10 protein-coding genes are annotated in these 18,171 nt (G+C 68.6%); 3 read left to right on the top strand and 7 right to left on the bottom strand.

Annotated elements, in window-relative coordinates; all coding sequences use genetic code 11:
- Positions 1-419 precede the first annotated feature (419 nt).
- The gene (locus V6U89_RS00430; RefSeq protein WP_334568550.1) at positions 420-1,091 is read left to right on the top strand and encodes an exonuclease domain-containing protein; all 672 of its coding nucleotides are present in this window, start codon (positions 420-422) and stop codon (positions 1,089-1,091) included.
- Positions 1,092-1,112: 21 nt separating this feature from the next.
- Here the strand turns inward: V6U89_RS00430 and V6U89_RS00425 are convergent, their stop codons facing one another.
- From V6U89_RS00425 to V6U89_RS00410, 4 genes are read right to left on the bottom strand one after another with little or no spacing between them, the layout of a single operon-like run.
- Positions 1,113-1,361 (bottom strand): DivIVA domain-containing protein, encoded by a 249-nt coding sequence (locus tag V6U89_RS00425; RefSeq protein ID WP_334568549.1) that lies wholly within the window; start codon positions 1,359-1,361, stop codon positions 1,113-1,115.
- Positions 1,361-2,443 carry an FAD-binding oxidoreductase gene (locus V6U89_RS00420; protein WP_334568548.1) on the bottom strand — a complete coding sequence of 361 codons (1,083 nt, stop codon included), beginning with the start codon at positions 2,441-2,443 and terminating at the stop codon, positions 1,361-1,363. The genes V6U89_RS00425 and V6U89_RS00420 overlap by 1 nt, the downstream gene beginning before the upstream one ends.
- Complete coding sequence (locus tag V6U89_RS00415) at positions 2,440-2,796, bottom strand: hypothetical protein (RefSeq protein WP_334568547.1); 357 nt, start codon at positions 2,794-2,796, stop codon at positions 2,440-2,442. The genes V6U89_RS00420 and V6U89_RS00415 overlap by 4 nt, the downstream gene beginning before the upstream one ends.
- Positions 2,793-3,047: a hypothetical protein gene (locus tag V6U89_RS00410; protein WP_334568546.1), complete on the bottom strand. Its 255-nt coding sequence runs from the start codon at positions 3,045-3,047 to the stop codon at positions 2,793-2,795. The genes V6U89_RS00415 and V6U89_RS00410 overlap by 4 nt, the downstream gene beginning before the upstream one ends.
- 537 nt (positions 3,048-3,584) lie before the next feature.
- Between V6U89_RS00410 and V6U89_RS00405 the strand changes: the two genes are divergently transcribed.
- Positions 3,585-4,817 carry a DNA-binding protein gene (locus V6U89_RS00405; RefSeq protein WP_334568545.1) on the top strand — a complete coding sequence of 411 codons (1,233 nt, stop codon included), beginning with the start codon at positions 3,585-3,587 and terminating at the stop codon, positions 4,815-4,817.
- Positions 4,792-5,334, top strand: a complete 543-nt coding sequence (locus V6U89_RS00400) for an NUDIX hydrolase (RefSeq protein ID WP_334568544.1) — start codon at positions 4,792-4,794, stop codon at positions 5,332-5,334. Before V6U89_RS00405 ends, V6U89_RS00400 begins: the two co-directional genes overlap by 26 nt.
- A gap of 783 nt (positions 5,335-6,117) precedes the next feature.
- Here V6U89_RS00400 and V6U89_RS00395 read toward each other — a convergent pair.
- From V6U89_RS00395 to V6U89_RS00385, 3 genes are read right to left on the bottom strand one after another with little or no spacing between them, the layout of a single operon-like run.
- Positions 6,118-10,125, bottom strand: coding sequence for an Eco57I restriction-modification methylase domain-containing protein (locus V6U89_RS00395; RefSeq protein ID WP_334568543.1), 4,008 nt, complete (start codon positions 10,123-10,125; stop codon positions 6,118-6,120).
- The gene (locus V6U89_RS00390; RefSeq protein WP_334568542.1) at positions 10,122-12,968 is read right to left on the bottom strand and encodes a helicase-related protein; all 2,847 of its coding nucleotides are present in this window, start codon (positions 12,966-12,968) and stop codon (positions 10,122-10,124) included. The genes V6U89_RS00395 and V6U89_RS00390 overlap by 4 nt, the downstream gene beginning before the upstream one ends.
- Complete coding sequence (locus V6U89_RS00385; RefSeq protein WP_334568541.1) at positions 12,968-18,139, bottom strand: DEAD/DEAH box helicase; 5,172 nt, start codon at positions 18,137-18,139, stop codon at positions 12,968-12,970. The genes V6U89_RS00390 and V6U89_RS00385 overlap by 1 nt, the downstream gene beginning before the upstream one ends.
- Positions 18,140-18,171: the final 32 nt, after the last annotated feature.

Genomic DNA, 18,171 nt, shown 5'->3' with positions numbered 1-18,171 from the left:
GGCACTGAGGCGAGCGTATAGATCTATCTCCATGCCTACAAGACCCGCATTGGTCGATCGTCTGTCGCGAAGCCGTCAAATCCCGACGAGCGGCCAATCTTGACCGTCCACACAGGTCGATAACTGACCCGCACCGACGGTGGCAGCAGCCCGACCAGCGATCCAAGATCTTTCACGCGCGGTGGAGCTTCGCGCCTCATTCCCCTTGCGCCGGCACGAACCAGCGCACCAGGAACCAGCACAGGAGGCCCCTCATCGTGATCAACAGGTACGCCGGGAGCTGTGGAAAGTGCCGGCAATGGGTGGAGGCCGGAGCCGGACAGGCGGAAAACGTCGGTGGTCGCTGGAATCCGTTCCACCATGAGTGCGTACCGGTCAGAACGGCTCCACCGGCGGGGACGCATCGCGGGTGGCACGACATGCCGGTCGTGGGCTTCGACATTGAGGGCACGGTGGACGAGCCCACGGAAACCCGCATTCTGTCGGCAGCACTGGTGTACGCCGACGGCACGACGGCGAAATGGCTCATCAACCCCGGCGTGCCGATCCCGACCGACGCCACCGCCATCCACGGGATCACCAACGAGATGGTGAGCAGCGCTGGAAGGCCACCGCGGGAGGCGCTGGCCGAACTGGGAACGGCGATCGCGAAGCTGATCGCGGACGACACGCCGCTCGTCGCTTTCTGCGCCCACTACGACGTCACGGCACTGCACACCGAGCTGGCCCGCCATGGCCTTCCGCCGGTGGACTGGGACCGTGCCGTCATCATCGACCCCTCGATCCTGCATAAGCAGGTCGAGCCCCGCTGGTACGGCGGCCGGCAGCTCGGCGACCTGTGCAAGTACTACGAGGTCAAGCTGGCGGCCGCGCATGACGCAGCAAGCGACGCGCGTGCGGCGGTCGACATGGCGGTGTCGATCGCAGCCCGCCATGAGCGGATCGCCCGGATGCGCCCCGATGACCTCCACCAGGCGCAAGTCACCTGGTACGCCGAGCAGGGGCAGGATCTTCAGGCGTATTTCGACCGGCAGGGCCGTGACGAGACAGTGAGCCTGGAATGGCCGCTAGAAACCAGGCGACGCCGATAGGCGAAGTTCCCATCTGCGGATCTACACAACTTTTCGCATATCAGCCTGCCAGCTGCGCAGGGCCCGCTTGATGCGGTCGTTTTCCGCGAGGGCGTGGTCGAGCTGGCGGGTCCGCTCGTTCAGCTCGTAGCTGAGCCGGTGCAGCAGCGCGTCGACTTCGTCCGGCCGGTAGCCGCGCCTGCCAAGTGACGTGCGGGGCAACTCGACGGCGGTGAGCCGGTCCGGGGTGAGCGGGCCGGCGAGCGCGTTGCGGCTGCGGTAGGTGGCCATCAGCCGGCGAACCCTTCGGGCAGGTGGATCCGTTCGGCCGGGATGCCGGCGGCGAGCAGTCGCAGCCGCGACCCGGCGACCATCGCGGGCGGCCCGCACACATAGACCTCCTGGCCCGGCCGGTGATGGTCCAGCGCCACGGTGAGCGCGTCGCCCCGCTCCCCCGGCTCGGCGGCAACGTCGTGCGAGAGCGCGGGCACGATCGTCAACCAGTCGTGGGCGCACTGCAACGTGTCCAGGCTGACGGAGTCGTAGAGGTCGGCAAAGGTGCGGGTGCCGACGACCAGGGTCACCTGCCGCCCGGCCGGCGACGCGGCGACCTGCTCGACCAGGGCACGCAGCGGCGCCAGCCCAGTGCCCCCGGCCACCAGCAGGAGATCCGCTCGCGACGCCGGGTCGAGGGTCAGGCCGGTGCCGCAGGGTGGGCCGAGCCAAAGCTGGTCGCCGGGGCGTACCGCATCGACCACGGCGCGGGAGACGGTGCCGGCGGCGACGGCGCGGACGTGGAACTCCAGCGTTCCGTCCGGGCGCGGGGCGTTGGCCGGTGAGTACCAGCGCCACCGGCCGGGCCAGCGCTCGGTGCAGACCGGCACCGCCTGGCCGGGCCGGAAGGCCAGGCGCCGCCAGGGGCGCACGGTCAGGATGGCGATGCCGTCAGCGGCCCGGTCGTGGTCGATGACCTGGGCCGGCCACCAGGCCGGGCCGTCCCCGACCCGCTCGGCGCAGCGGGCCGCGGCCGCCGACGCGCGCCGGCACGCCCGCTCCCACGCCGCCGCCAGCTCGGGCGTCCACGGCGCGGCGTAGCGGGCGACGGTGGCGGTCAGAGCATCCCCGATGGTCGGCTGGTGCGGCAGCAGCCGGTAGCGGCGGTACGCCCGGCCGAGCACGGTCAGCAGTGCCGCCCGCCCGGCCGCATCGTCGCCGCCGCTGGCCAGCCGCGCCAGCGCGGCGAGGAACACGCTTGCCTCCCGCTCCGGCAGCAGCCCCGGACAGCGCTCCTCGACCGCACACCAGAAGTGGTCAGCCGCCGCGCGGGCGTACCGCATGGTGGCCGCCCACGACGCGGCCAGGGCGGCGGTCATGAGCCGGCCTCGTCCGCGAAGGCCCGCCGGGCCGCGGCCACCGCGCCGCCCGGCACGTCGAGCGCCCGGAGCACACCGGCCAGGTAGTCGACCACCCGGCGGTGCTGCGCCTCGGTCAGGCCCAGGCCGCGCCACGCCCCGGCGGCCGGCCGGGCGATGCCGCCGGCCGGCTCGCCGAGCGCCGCGGTGAGGGTCAGCGCCAGGTGCCCGGCGAGCCGGGCCCGATCAACCCCGATGAGGTACGGCGCCAGCTCGGCGTCCGCCGCCACCAGCCGCAGCCACCGGGCCACCCCGTCGCGCACCACCGCCGGCCAGAGCCAGCCCTCCATCGGGTACGCCCCGAGCCCCGTCACGCCCACGGCCAGGCGTCGGGGTCGCCGGCGGCGACCAGCTCATCGACCCGCGTCTCGCCTGCCCCGGCCGCCCGCAGCGTGCTCCGGCCCCAACGGGCCAGCCGGCACGGGTGCGGCACCCGCTCGCTGCGGCACAGTGGACCCGCCGGCCACCGCTCCGGCGCGTGCACCAGCACCGCCCGCACGGCCAGCGCCAAGTCCTCGTCGCTGACCGGGGTGAGTACCGGGAAGTCGTCCAGCACCGCTGCCATTGAGAGCCCCTCCGTCGAGATCGAGAGCTGGAGTGGCACCGGAGCGGGCGGGGACGGCGGATGCGCTCGGGAACCGCACCGCCGGAGCCCAGCACCCGCCCCGGGCCATGCAGGCAGATTCGCGGCTGGCGGCAGGCAGCGGCATGACCGTCAACAGATGACCTACATACGCACATGAGGTGGCGAAACGCTTCGATATACACGCGACGTATACCGATCGCTCACGCAGCGGGTTGAATGGATAGGCTCAGCACAGACCACGACGGACGGAGCCGCCCGACCATGGCGAGGACGCCGGGAACCGACGCAACCTGCCCCCGCTGTGGTGGGCGGCTGGCCCGCGACAACACCAGCGGACGCTGCGGGCCGTGTCAGGCCGCCGAACGCGACCGGCTCACCTCACCACCCATCCTGACAGCCACTTTCTGGCACCACGAGCCAATCCAGCGAGCGCTTACCGAACGCCACTTGGGCCGGGTGATCCGGGCCTACCGATGTCACCCGTACCACGGCCGGCACCCACTGCCCCAGGAGACCGTGGCCCGCTGGCTCGGTATCACCCAGGCCCAGCTCAGCAGGGTCGAAAGCGGCCCCGCCATCGTCCACCTTGACCGCCTCACCCACTGGGCACAGCTCCTACGAATTCCCGCCCGCCTGCTGTGGTTCAAGCTGCCCGAGGGCCATGACGGCGAGAAGAAGACCAACTGCGCCGAGGTGACGCGCCCGAACATCAGGACGACCAGGGGCCGAGCTGTCGCCAATGTCCACGCGGCTTCCTCTACTACCGGAGACAGATGGCTACGTCAGACATCGCGGGAGGCCCACCTGCACTTCGTGCGGTCGCTACGGTCCGCTGACCGGCGGATCGGCGGGGGCCACCTGTATGCCACCGTCACTGCCTACCTCGCCGAGGGCGTCAACCATCCGGTCCCAGATCGCACCGCAGGGTCAGCGTCGAAACTGCTACTCGCGGCTGCCGCCTCGCTGAACGAGATGGCGGGGTGGATGGCACACGACGCTGGTGCCGCTTCTCCGGCTCAAAGACATATGAGCGAGGCCCTCGCGCTGGCCAACAGCAGCGGTGACCAGCAGCTCGTCGCGCAGGTATGTGCAGGTATCAGCCACCTCGCCTGCCATCGCGGCGACGCAAGCCATGCTGTGTTCCATGCACGAAACGGGTTGAAGCACCTGCGGCATGCTCCACCGCACGGCCGGCTCCAAGCCCGGCTCCTGGCAATGCAGGCACGGGGTCTCGCTATCGCCGGCCGACCACTCGAATGCACAAGGGCACTCGGCGATGCGGAGGCGGCTCTGCAAAGCCAGATCACTTCGGCCTCAGAGTGGCTGAGCCCCTTCGACACAAGCTCATTTGCCATCGAGGCCGCCCGCTGCCTTCTTCGCATCGGTGACCTATCCGAAGCCCAACGCCAGCTTCAGGACGTGCTTGCTAGCCGACCCGTTGACCGGGTCAGGAGTCGGGCGTTCGCCCAACTCATGCTGGTCACGGTGCTGGTCGGCAAGGGACGGATAGACGAGGCGTGCACGGTAACCCACCAGACCCTTGATGAGATCACCAGTCTCGGGTCGGGCGTCATCGTCGATCAACTGCAACACGCTTCGGTGCTCTTCATGTCCCACACCAAGGCATGCGTCGAGATTCCGCCGCTCCTTGACCGCCTCCACGAGACGATCCGCGAGCGATCATGGATCAGTACGGTGGGTGCTTTACGGGTAGGAGCAGTCGGTGCCGGACAACTCGATGGCGGATGACCGCCCGCTCTACGAGCGGGACCCCGATGCGTGGCAGGCATACCTTGCAGAAGGCAATGCAAAGCAGGCCCGCAAGCGGGTCGGCGCAGACGTCCTCATCAGGAACGAGGAAGGCCATGTGCTGCTCGTCAACCCCCGCTACAAGCCAGACTGGGATCTTCCGGGCGGCATGGCAGAGGCAAACGAGCCTCCCCATCAGGCGGCGGAACGCGAGCTACGTGAAGAGCTGGGCATCGAACTGGAAGTTGGACGCTTGCTGGTGGTGGACTGGATCGCCCCGCACGGCCCCTGGGACGACAGCCTCATGTTTCTCTTCGACGGCGGCACGCTTATTGATGACGAAGCGGAGGCCGTACGACTGTCCGACGACGAACTGCTGACGTACAGGTTCAGCCCACCCAGCGCTGCCCAAGCGCTACTTCGTCCCTACGTTTGGCATCGATTCACTGAAGCTCTTGCCGCTGCCACAACCGGTTCCTGTCGCTATCTCGTTAATGGGACCAGATACTGGAGATAGCATCGCGGTTGAGCGATTGTATCCTCGTCATGCACCGAGACGCCACCCAAGAACTCTTTCACCCTCGACGCCATGCTCAGAGGTGGCTACTCGGACCCTACGACCGGGAGCAGGTGCCGGAAGGAGCGGATCACAGCTTTCCCGAATCTTCGAGATCAATAACAGATTTAAGCACAGCGCGTATAAGTAGGCAGGCGTCTTTCGCCCAAAGCAACCCAGCTTGATACTTGCTTTCCTCGCCAACATTCCGAATGCGGTGGCGGCGCTCCGGGTCACGGTGCACCAACTCGCCGTAAAGCCAATCAACCGCTATCGCACGATCGCGCAAGAGCGGCTCGGACCCACCAATTAGCTCATCACTTCTGCCTCCGTTGGCAGAAAAGTAATGCATCTTGTCAAAGGTTTTCCAAGCGGCTCGAAGCGGATCTACGTAGGTACGGCGAGACTCCTCGTCAACAGACCGGCCGAGCGCGTTCAATAGTCCCCATGTAAACGGGCTCGTCCTTTGCAAGCATGATCGGCCGAAGTCTCATCGCCGCATGTTCGATCTCCTCCCTTGGAGGACGCTCCCACGATATCTTGTGTTTGCCTGGCTCCCGCACCAGTACATGCAGCCACGTCCCAAGCGTCGGCAGGTCTAGCCGCTTTGCCAGACTGCAATTTAGTACGGCTCGCCCTGCCGCCATGAACTCGCTTATTTCCTGGACCGGGGTCAGCGGTTCCCCCACTTTCTGACGCCGACTCATGCTTCCTTACCTTTGTCGAATGACGACTATTCTTCGGCTAGCTCGACAAAGAACGATTGTGGCGGGAGCCTTGACCTGGTGGTGGGGCAAGTGGGGTTTGGTAATGGATCCGCGTTTGGATGGCTGTGGCAATGGCGTCGTAACGGTCGAGGATGAGGCGCTTGGTTCGGTATTCGCCGTGGGCGGCCTTGTCTTTCTGACGGACGACCTTGAAGGTGTCCATGATGTAGTCAACGTCATTGCGGCCGATGCCATAGAGGTGAAAGTACGCCGCATCCAGCTCGGCGCGGAGCAGCTCTCGTCGCGCCGAATCCCACCGGAACGGCGGGCCGTCGTAGCCGAGATCACGGGCGAAGGGCGCCAGATCGTGGGCAGTGTAGGTGAGCTCAAGGTTCCGGGCGTCGACCCATGAGCCGAGACTCAAGGCAGGATCCCATGTTGGCGGAGCAGCAAAGACTTCTGGCGACAGCACTGGAATTTGCTTGATAAGGAAGTAGTTGAGGCTTGTACCCGAAGCCTTCTGCCGCAGACAGTAATCGACAATAAAGGAATTGGCCACAGATGCGAGCCTGGCTACGGCAACACCTTCACCGATCACCAGGTTAACCGAATCCCCGACAGCCGCCATTGGGAACGGCTCAAAGATCATGGTGCGGGCGTCAACGGCGCGTGAAATTTTGCGGCAGCCCGCGAGCCATTCCGAAGCCGACTTCCCCTGCAGGCGATCCTTAACCTCCGAATCCGCGACCCAGTACCGAGGCCGAGGAAGTCGATCAGGGTCATCATGGTCAGAATCACCGAGACGAGGAAGCGTCCCTTTATTGAGCTGTTCCTGGGTAGCGCCTTCATAAGTAGCATAGCGATGATCGAAATGGTGAGACATTTTGGCCTCATAGAGTGGAAGCATGCGCTTGTCGTTGCGCAAAAATACATTCCCAGCAAGGGTCCAGCCCTGAGCTACCAGCTCACCGGCCGACCGGAAGAGTCCGGAGTCTGTTGCCATGTCGAACATTCGCATGAACGATATGTCCCAGCGGTTTCCACCAGAGGCACGCTCGTCAACCAGCACGGGAACTCTTCGATATACCGCCAACGTGATCTCCGCGTCGCGGCGTGAGAGGAAAACAGGACAGGTGCCGGTGTTCGGGTTAAGTAAGGTAATCTCTTCCGGAGTGAGGGTGTAGGCACGGGCGGAGACCTGGTTCGCCTGGCGTACCCGGAAAACCAAGGACGCCCGTTGAACTCGCCGCATCGACCCGCTCACGACAAGCAGGGCAAATCGGAACTGATTGTGCACTCCTGGGAAGACCTTGTCTTCATTCTCGAAGTCATACAGCGACACGAGACTTTCGGTAACAACTAGGTCCTTGAAAAAATCCTGCGTAGTAGCATCAGTAGCGATGCCAGTCGGCACGATGATGCCTAGCTGACCTCGTGAGTTAAGCACCACGCGACCGACCTCGGTGAACACCGAGTATGTGTTGATGTCTCCCTTGCCGGTTAGCGGATACCGTCCGGACGCCCTCAGCAGGTGGCTGAAACCGTCCGCCTCGTGCAGGGCGGCAATCCACTCGGCGTACAGCATCTGCTTACTCGGCTCGTCGCTATCCGCGAGCGCGGCGATCGCCTTCTTGCGGGCGGCGGCGTTCTTCGCGCCGGCGATCTCCGTGTCGCGGGCGGCGAAGAACTCCTGCTCCTGGAGCTTGACCCGCTCCCAGGGCGGGTTGCCGAGGACGCAGGAAAAGCCGCCCTCCCAACCGGTGGCCTCGTCGACCGCGCCGTACTCGGGCACTCGGAAGATGTGCGGGAACTCGATGTGCCAGTGGAAGAAGCGGTACTGCCGCGTCCGCTCCTCCACCATCGACTCGACCCGGTGCATCTCCAGCGACGCTTCGCCCTTGTCCAGGCGTTCCAGCACGGCCTGCGTGATCGCGCCGTAGCGGGTTTCGTCGGTCTTCGGCTGGACGAAGGCGGCGCACCAGGCATCGGCAACCAACTTGGCGTGGCTGCGGCCCTCTTCCAGCGCCCGCGCCCTCTTGGCCTGCACGTGCACGTCGGCCAGCGAGCGCGGCTCCGCGTACACGATCTCTTCGACCTCGGCGGCGAGCGCGGCGTTGGCGACCTGGATACCCGCGACGCCGAAGAAGCTTCCCTGCCCGGACAGCTCCTTTGCGTTTTGCTTCTTGAGCGCGGTGGCGACCTTCTTGTCGTCACCGGTCAGTGCGGCGAAGGCGGCGTCCGGGATGCCCTCCTTGAGCAGCTTCGGGGTGACGCCGAGCAGCGAGTTGCCGACCCGGATGTTGGCGTCGAGGTACCCGAGCGGCCGGCCGGGCTCCATCGCCTCCAGCCAGAGCGACACCTTGGCTAGCTCGGCGGCCATCTCGTTGACGTCCACGCCGTAGATGCAGCGGCCGATCACCCGGCGCATCGCCGAGCGGACCGCGGCCGGTGCGGGCTCCAGCTCGTCGGTCTCCTCGGCAGCCACCCGCTTGGCGATTCGGCGGGCCGCCGCGATCAGGAAGTGCCCCGAACCACAGGCCGGGTCGCAGACGGTCAGGTCCAGCAGCGCCTTCACCCGCTCCTCAGGGCTGGACAGGTTAGTCGCCTCGTCCAGCAGCGGGTCGAGCGCCGAGTCGAGCAGGCACTCTACGAGGGAGGACGGAGTGTAGTAGGAGCCGGTGGTCTTGCGCTCGTTGCCGGCCAGCCGCTCGGCGTGGAAGCGACGGGCCGCCGGGTCCCAGCGGGGGCGCAGCTCCAGGAGCGACTCGTAGACGCTGCCCAACTCCTCCGCACCCAGGTGCTGGAAGTCGACCCGCTGCCGGGCGGCACCCTTGCGCCCGGGCAGCACGGCCAGGGCCTCGACCGCCCGCAGCAGCGCAGTGTTGCTCAGGCTGACCTCGGCGATTGGGGTGTCCAATGGGCCGGGCTCGTAGAGACCACCGATGCCGGGCAGGGCCAGCCTTGGATGCCCCGACTCGTCGCCTAGGATCGTGAAGACCAGCCGCACCGACTCCCACAGGTCGCCGTGGCCGGAGTGCCGGCGGCGCTGCGCCAGCTCCCGCACCCGGCGGGCGGAGAAGTAGGTGTCGTAGCGCTGCCGTGCCTCGGGTGCCGCCTCCGGATCGAGCAGCGCGTCCCGGTCCTCGGCGACGAACCAGAAGAGCAGCCGGTAGACCAGGCGCAGCAGGGAGCGCTTGTAGTCCTCCAGCGACAGGGTGACCTCGATCCGCTCCCGCAGCGCGGCGTTGTGCGGGTGGTCGAGGAAGCCGGTGCCGAGGATCTCCAGCGCCGCCTCCACCCCGTCGCGAAGCTGCTCCAGGGCCCGCTCGCCCTGCTTCGCCCCCTCCGTACGCCACTGCTCCAGCAGGCAGGACGACGGCGCGGCGTCCGCGTCGCGGACGGCGAGCCGGCTGGCGTGCGCCACCCGGTAGAGCAGCACGAAGTCGGGGAACAGGTCACCCTCGAAGATCGCCTCCAGGTCGAATTCGAGGTACGCGGTGCCGACCAGGCTGGTCGAGTCGCGCAGCAGCCGCAGCCGCTGCCCGTTGGAGACAACCCCCCACAGGTGCTTGTCGGAGCGGTTGAGCAACTGCTGCATCAGCGAGTGCGGGGCGGCGGCCGCGCCGCGCATCCCCGCCGTCCGCCGGTCCAGGTCGGTGCCCCAGCCGAGCAGATGCATCGGTACGGCGTCGAAGCAGTGGCTGACCGGGAACGCCCTCTCGTCCACGGTGATGCCGCCGGGCAGCGACTCGATGCCGTCGTAGCCCAGCTCGCGCAGCAGGATCAGCAGCCACCGATCCCGGGTCAGCCGCGCTGGGGCGGAATCGCCGGCGCGTTCCCGCTGCCGCTTGAAGTCGCGCCACTGTTCCTGCAGGTAGGCGAAGGCGCGGTTGGCGTAGCGGCGGACCGACTCGCCGGACTGGAGGCCGTAGGTGGACGCCTCGGCGCCGGGCAGGTCGGCCGCGCCGTCGCCGATCCGCTGGACCATGCCGGCGGGGAGTAGCCCGCCCTCGACCCGGACGGCGGGGTAGGTCACGGCCGTCATGAGGTGGCCTCCGGGAGGTAGACGTAGACGCCGAGCACGTCGGCGGGCTTCTGGGCGGTGACGGTGATGTGGCGGCGGACCCGCTGCCCGGCCGCCTCCCGCACCCGGATGTGCGAGGTACGCAGCGCCTCGGCCAGGCCGTCGGCGGTGACGTCCAGGTGGGCGGTGACCTCATCGAGCTTGCCGATCACCCGCTCTAGCAGCGGCGTGGCGGCCTCCGGCAGCACGTTGCCCGTCGGGGCGGCCGACAGCAGCGCGGCGACCTCCTCGTCGGGCAGCCACTCGGCGGCGGCCGGTGCGCCCCGAAACGCCAGCATCCGCGCCTCCTCGGCGACCATTCGGCGCGGCTCGGCGTCCGCGGTGCGGGTGGGCAGGGTCAGGTGCAGCCGGAACCGGACCAGCAGCAGCGTCGTCCGCTTGGTCACCGCCGAGGTGCGCATCACCCCGGCCCGGCGGGCCGGCCGCTGGTCGGCGTCGACCGTCCGGTCCAGCGCGCTCTCCAGGATGTGGCGGGCCAGCGCGGAGACGTACGGGTCGGTGCGGTCCAGGTGAGCGGCGCGCGGCGGAGTGGGCAGATCCTTATGCAGGGCGAGGGTCGCCGGGTAGCCGGCCGGGAAGGCGTCCCGGACCGGCAGCGGCAGCCCGCCGGTGGTGGCGTCGAAGCCGTAGCCCTTGGGGACCACGTCCGCGCCGAGCGCGGCGAAGCCGGCCTTGGCGAAGTCGGCGACCTCGTCTGGCGAGCCGAGGCTGGCCCGGATCTCGGCCAGTTCGGCGGCCACCTCGGCGGGCTGGATGCCCCGCTGGGCGTACTTCGTGCGGGACTCCCGCTCCTTCTTCGCCGCGCTCTCCCATTCCTCGTGCAGTTCCTCGCGGAGTTCGCTTCCGAAGCCCTCGATGGTGAGTTGCTCGGGCGCGTCCGGGGCGATCAGCAGCTCCTGGGCGATGGTCTGCAACACGTCGTCGCTGCGGTCCGGCACCGGCACCGACACACCAAGCGCCTTGCGGATCTGCTCGTGCTTGCGCAGCAGCACCTTGAGCACGATCTCGTCGATCCGGTTGTCGGTGCCGTAGATCATCACGGCGCGGACCTTGGGCGCCCGCTGGCCGAACCGGTCGACGCGCCCCTCCCGCTGCTCGTGCCGGGTCGGGTTCCAGGCCAGGTCGTAGTGCACCACCGCCTGGAAGTGTTCCTGAAGGTTGACGCCCTCGGAGAGGCAGTCGGTGGCGACCAGCACCGGGCGGCGCTTCGGGTCGGCGGTCAGCTCCTTGATCCGGTCCATCCGCTCTTCGGGGGGCAGCGCGCCGGTGACGCAGCCGACGGCGAAGTTCTTGCCCAGCGCGGCGGTGAGCCGGTCCGCGACGTACTCCGCTGTGTCGATGTAGCGGCAGAAGACGACCGGGTTGAACCCGTCGCCGAGCAGCGTCTTGACCTCCTTGACCAGCAGGTCCAGCTTGGCGTCGCCCTTGGCGGCGAGCGCCTCGGCGCGGCGGGCGAAGGCCAGCAGCTTGCGCCGCTCCGGGCTGCCCTTGTCCGCCTCGGTCTCGGCGCCGGGCACCAGGTCCACCGACTCCTGGGTCTCGTCGTCCGGCAGGTCCAGCACCGCCGCCCGGCCCAGCGCGTCGGCCTCGTCGGCGTCGGTGGCGTCGGCATTCGCCGCCCGGGTACGCAGCGTGGCGGCTGCCGCCTGCGGCGACGAGGCCATCGCCCGCAGGAGGGCCAGCGCCGACCAGTAGCGCACCCGCTGGCGCACCTGCCCGCCGATCGGGTCCCGTACGGTCTGCCGGGCGTAGGTGACCACGTCGTCGAAGAGGCTGCGGTAGTCGTCCTTCAGCCGGTAGGCACGCTCGGTCGACTCGCGGTCCTCCGGGAAGGGGGTGTCCTCCAAGAACCGGCGGATGTCGACCCGGCGGCGCTGCACGAAGTGCCGGGCAAGCAGCTCCCGGCCGTCGACGCGCTCCAGGTCGACGGTCTCGAGCCGCGGGTCGAGCAGGCCAACCAGGTTGCGGAAGCCAGCCTCCTTGCCGCTGTGCGGGGTAGCGGTGACCAGGATCAGGTGCCGGTCGTCGCGGGCGGCGAGCTTGCGAACCAGCTCGTGCCGGAGCATCCGGGACCGACCACCCTTGTTGCTGTCGTCCACCACGCAGGAGTGCGCCTCGTCGACGATGACCAGGTTGGGGGCGCCGCGCAGGAACTGGTCGCGCAGCTCCGGCCGCTTGATGTAGTCGGTGGAGACCACCACATGCCGGTACCGGTCGAAGATCGACTGAGCGCCGACCAAGTCCCGCTCCAACCGGCGTACGGTGCCGGGCAGCACCAGCTCGGCGGCGATGCCGAACTTTTCGGCCAGCTCCCGCTGCCACTGCTCGGCCAGCGCCGGACTGCACAGCACAGCCAGGCCGTCCGCGTCGCCCTGCGCCAGCAGCTCGGTGGCGATCAGGCCGGACTCGACGGTCTTACCGATACCCACATCGTCGGCGATCAGCAGTCGGACGGTGTCCTGCCGCAGCGCCATCAGCAGCGGCACCAGCTGGTAGGGCCGGGGCTCCACGGCCAGGCCGCCGAGGGACCGGAACGGGCCGCCGGTTGACCGGAAGCCGATCCGCAGCGCGGTACGCAGCAGTCCAGCTCGGCTGGCGTTGCCGGCATCGCCCGGGTCGGGATAGGCGAAGGTGGCCGACGTGACCTGCTCCAGGTCGGGTAGGACGGCGGCGCGCTCGTCGTCCGAGCCGCCCAGTGGGCGCAGCACCAGCAGGTCCGGGTCGGACTCGGGCAGCACCACCCACTCCCGGCCGCGTGCCTTGACCAGCGTGCCCGGCTCGAACCGCTCCGCGGTCACCGTCATCAGTTGCTCCCTGCCCTGTGCTGTCCGAACACGCTCGGATACCGCTCAACGGTCTTCTGCCAGTCACCGACGGTCAGCCGGATGGGTGTCCAGCCGGCGTCGTAGAGGCTTTCCTCGGCGTCGACGTCACGCCCCTCGCCATACGGCTCGCCTGGGCTGTCGACGAACACGGCCACCCGATCCTCCCGGTAAACCAGGTCGGCGACCGCGTCGGCGACCCGCTCCCCCGCGCCGTCCGGCGCACGGTAGCCGGCCTGCGCGAGCCAGGCCATGAACTCCCCGGCCGGCCCGTCTGCGCTCAGCCCGCCAGCGGCCCGCCGGCTGCCCGTCTTCGTGGTCGCCGCGTCCGCAAGGTCGAGCAGCAGGTCCACGATCAGGTGCCGGTCGATCAGCTTGTGAAGGGGCTGATTCGAGTACGACAGCAGACAGTCGTAGCAGCCCTGCACGCAGCGGTCCTCGTCGTCGGCGACCGCCTGGTCCGCCTCGTCACCGGTCTCCGGGTTGAAGTGCGCGATCTCCAGCGCCTTCGCGGCCACCGTGCGCAGCGCGTCCGGCTCCTCGATCAGCCGGCGCAGCACCCCGGCGCCGCCCTCGGCGCTCTCGATGAACAGCATCCGACCCTGGTCATCCGGGTCGGGCAGCAGCTCACCGGTCAGCTCCGAGTCCTCCAACTGGAAGGTCGCCTCGATGCCGCGTTCCAGCGCGTAGAGCAGCGACACCGCCTCCTCCCGCTTGGCCTTGCGACCGAGCCGCAGCACCAGGATGTTGCGCCGGTCCTCGACGTAAGGGATCACCCGCTGCTTGCGCCTGGTCTCGTCGGCGGTGTGGAGATCCTCCTCGTCGGTGGTCTTCTCGGCGGCCTTCGACTCCGACAGCCACTCTCCACTGGTGGTGTCCAGCCAGAAGCCACGGATGTTCTCGTCCTTGCGCCGGCTCAGGCCCAGGTTTGCCCTGCGTACCGTGGCCGCGTCCCCGTAGACCAGGGTTGCCACGGTCGGGCCGCCGCCAGCCGGGGCCACCGTAGCGGTCAGCTTGCCCGGCCGCCCGCCGTGGTGCTGGAAGCGGTACGACGTCTCGATCTGGAAGCCGGACCGGCGCCGTTCCTCCTCGTCGGAGGAGATCCGCTCCCGACGCTGGGTGCGGACGGTGTAGAGGCGCAGCAGGTTGCTGTCCGCCGCACCCAACTGTTGGCCACAGCTCTCGCAGAGATCCACGCCGACGGCGTCATCGTGCTGATGTCCGCAGGCACGGCAGCGCCGGGCCGACGTGGTGAGGACGCCTTCCTGACCGGGCGTGGCCGCCTGCTGCAGCTGCACGCTGCGCACCATGTACCGGGCGCCCTCGTGATAGATCAGCGCCCCCGGGCCGAACTCGCTGATGCCGATGAACCGCGGTCGGTGGATGTAGTCGCCCTGCCGCTGCCCGTTCAACCCCGGGATGTACGCCGCCAGCGGCAGTCGGGGGAACGAGTAACCGGGCAGGAAGCCCTCGGAGGCAAGATAGCGGTAGGTGTAGAAGTCGGTCTGGGGCTCGTCGGAATCCTCGTTGCGCAGCAGATTGAGCTGCACGCGGGCGTCGTCGGCGCGGCGGCGCGCTTCCTCCCGAGCCTTGTGCGAGACGTTTGTGTCCACGGCGCGGCGACCCTGCACCTCGTACTCCCTGAGGGCCGCCCGGTAGAGCCTGCGCCATCGCTCCAGGGCGTCCTCGAAGCTGCGCGGCGCCCGCTCGATGGCCTCGGCCACCCAGCTGGGCCGCCACCACGGCGCGTCGGGCAGCTCGCCGGCCAGGTCTGCGGCAAGCGTCGCCTCGGCCCGGGCCAGGGCCCGGCGGCGGGGTTCCGGATCCTCGATCGACCTTTTCAGTTTCGGCAGCAGTTCCAGGGACGGGCTCTCGCCCCCCGTCTCCATCACGCCTGCCAACGAGCTCGGCAGTTCCTCGCCCGTCTCGGCGAGCCAGATCGCCTGCAGGTGGGACAGGACGAGATCCTCGTTGGCCAGGTCTAGCCGGGGCGGCTGCACCGCGCCGCCGACCATTAGCGTCGGCCGCTTGAAGTAGTACTGGTCGTGGGCGCTGCCGGTGGAACAGTAGGTAACCACCAGTGCCGGCTGCCCGGAACGGCCGGCTCGGCCGGCGCGCTGGGCGTAGTTCGCCGGCGTAGGTGGGACGTTGCGCAACGCCACCGCGTTGAGCGCGTTGATGTCGACGCCCAGCTCCATCGTCGGCGAGCAGAACAGCAACGGCAGGTCCCCCTCCCGGAACTCCTCCTCCCGCTGCTGCCGCTCGGCCGGGGTCACCTGGGCGGTGTGCTCCTTGGCCTGCAAGCCGGTCAGCAGATGCGAGGTGTCGCGGTAGAGGTCGCGGAAAAAGGTGTTGACCCGGGCTCCCGTCTCGCCGGAGAGCTGCTTACGAACCCGGTCCTCCGCACCCACCTCGCCGTCGCCGGTCTGCCACAGCAGCGCGTCGGACCGGAGCCGGTACCCGCCGATCAGGTCGTCACCGTCACCGGGCATGGTCTCGATGACCAGGCCGGCCTCCGTCAGCACCGCCAATAGGTCGCGGATGATGTCCTGCGCGTCGGCGACGCCGCACGACTGGCCCGGCCGGTCGTATTGCCGCTTGAGGTACTTGCCGAGTGCGCCCCGCCCCGACAGGTGCAGGTAGGAGCGCGGCCGGCCCTTGCTGCTCGGCTTGGGGAAGGCAATCCCGGCGACGATGGCCCGCTCACGGATGCCCAGCGCCCAGGGCTCAGCAAGGTGCTGCGCCGACAGTCGGCGGATCTCGTCGAAGCCCTCCTCGGTGAGGCAGCGGACATCGATGGCCAGGTTGCGGCGCAACTCGTCGAGGAGGGTGGCGGCGATCTCGTACCGGTGCTCGGGGTTGTCGTCGCGCAGCAGGTGGTGGCTGCGGTCCCAGATCTCCTGGTCGGCGGCGACCTCGTGCAGGTAGCGGTAGCCCATGCGCAGCAGGCCGGTCTGTTCCAGGTTCGGCATGGTCACCCGCCAACCGCGCTCCAGGTCGAGGTAGAGGCGGTAGTTGACCACCTCGCGCAGCGCCCGCCAGATCTCTTCCTTGCCGTAGCGCACGTCGGGTCGGCGGGCGAACTCTCTCAGCTCCAGGCCAAGCGCCTCGGTGACCCGCTGAGCGACCCGCTCGTGAGTCAGGCCATCCGGCTCCTTTTCGGCCGCCCGGTAAAGCGCTCCCCGGAGCTGCACCACCTGGACGAAGTCGTTGAAATGCCCGGCCTGCAGCGAGGCGTCTTGCCGGTTGTCCACGAAGGACAGCAGTTTGCGGGCCGGCTTCTCGAGGCTTGGCGTGGCCCGGAGGGCGCGGACCACGCTGGCGCCGATGACGGAGAGCGCGGAACTGCGCCCCTCCGCCGAGAGCTTGGCCAACTGGGCGAAGTCCTTGCCCCGGCTGCGCTCGTAGGAGACCCGGCAACGCAGGCAGAACCGGAAGGGCGTGCTGACCCAGGCGGCAGCGATACCCTTGCCCGCCTGGACCTCGCCACCGGCGGTATCCACGTGCACCACCTCGGGCAGGTATTTGAGCTTGTCCTGCGCGGGCACGGTGGTGCCGTCGTCGGCCAGCACCGTCCACGAGTACGGCAGCCGACCGTCCTGTACGGCGATCTCCAGGCTCTCTGGCCAGGGCTGGTCGTCACTGAGGTAGAGGTAGCCGCCGTCCTCGCCGGTATCCGAGTCCTGCCGTGCCTCGAAGCCGTTCACCGAGCGCCGCACGCTGAGGTATTCCTGGCCGCACTCACGGCAGAACGCCAGTGGGACGAGGATCTTCCGCTCGGTCTCGCCGCCAGCCGGCGAGACGGTCTGGTAGCGGCTGGTGATGTGCCGCTGCGCCGGCGACTCGATGGTGACGTAGACGTTGTCACCCTTGGAGAGGAACTGGTGCAGCCGAAAGGCGAAGACCGGACGGTCCGTCTCCGGGTCGATGATCTGCGCACCCGCCTGGAGCACCGCCTGGATGGCGGCCTGGCAGTGCCCGGCCGCCTCGCCGGTGAGCTCCGCCAGGTCGTCGGCCGCTCTCGGCACGGTGAGCGGGACCCGTTTGCGGAGCAGCCGGCCGGTGCCTTCCTCCGGCTCGACGCCGAACGCGCTTTCCACCCAGTGGGCCAGTGGGTCTCGACGGAAGTCGTCGAGGTCGGGCGCGTGCCCGTCCCGATGCCAGTGTCGTACCCGTTCGGCGAGCGCGTTCCCGGCCGCGCCGCTGCCGGCGGTCGCCCGCCGCAACGACTCGCCGATGACGTGCTCGGCGTGGACCGGCTGGCCGAACAGACGGGTTGCCACCGTCGCGACTGCGGCCCGCTGGTGTGCCGCGTCACCCTCGGTGGTCATGGTGGCCGACGTGCCGATGCACTGGAGGTCTGGCGCCTCGCAGGCGTCCTTCGTTCGGCGAACAAGGAACGCCACATCGGCACCCTGCCGCCCCCGGTAGGTGTGCAGCTCGTCCAGGACCAAGAACCACAGTCCGCGTGCGGCGCGGATCAGGCGGTCCCGTTCCCGGCGCCGGGTCAGCACGAGTTCGAGCATCACGTAGTTGGTGAGCAGGATGTCCGGCGGGTCGGCGAGAATGCGTCGCCGGGCCTCGGCGTTCTCCTGGCCCGTGTAGCGGTCGAAGGTGACAAGCGGCCGGTTGTCCGGGAAGCCCCAGCACAGGAACTTTTCCAGCTCGTGCAGTTGACTGTTGGCCAGAGCGTTCATCGGATAGACGATGATCGCCTTAACCCCTGGCCGGTACGTCCCATCCGCCTTTGCTCGCAGCACGCGGTCGACGATCGGCACGATGTACGACAGGCTCTTACCCGACCCGGTGCCGGTGGTCAGGACGTAGCTGTGGCCGTCCCGCGCAGTCGCGATCGCGTCCCGCTGGTGCTGGTGCAGCCGGAGCACCTGGCTACCCGGATCCGACTTGTCGTGCTTGATGCGGAAGATCCGCTCACTGTCCGGATGCAGCAGTCCTTCGGCCACCAGGCCGTCGACGGTGCCGCCGGACGCGAAGTTCGGGTTCAGCGACAGGTACGGCGCCGGCCACTGGTAGCCGGACTCGGTCAGGCGCTGGACGTGGGCGCGGACCCGCTCATCGCGCGGGTCAACGAAGCTTGAGGTGAACTCTCGGTAGTCTCCGATGAGCCGATCACGTACATCGAAGACATCCACTTGTTCTCCCCGACACCACTGACGACCTGCAG

Source organism: Micromonospora sp. CPCC 206171, from assembly GCF_036906755.1.
Taxonomy (GTDB): Bacteria; Actinomycetota; Actinomycetes; order Mycobacteriales; family Micromonosporaceae; genus Micromonospora; species Micromonospora purpureochromogenes.
Note: the sequence above shows the minus strand (reverse complement) of the source record. Positions and strands in the feature narration are given on the sequence as shown.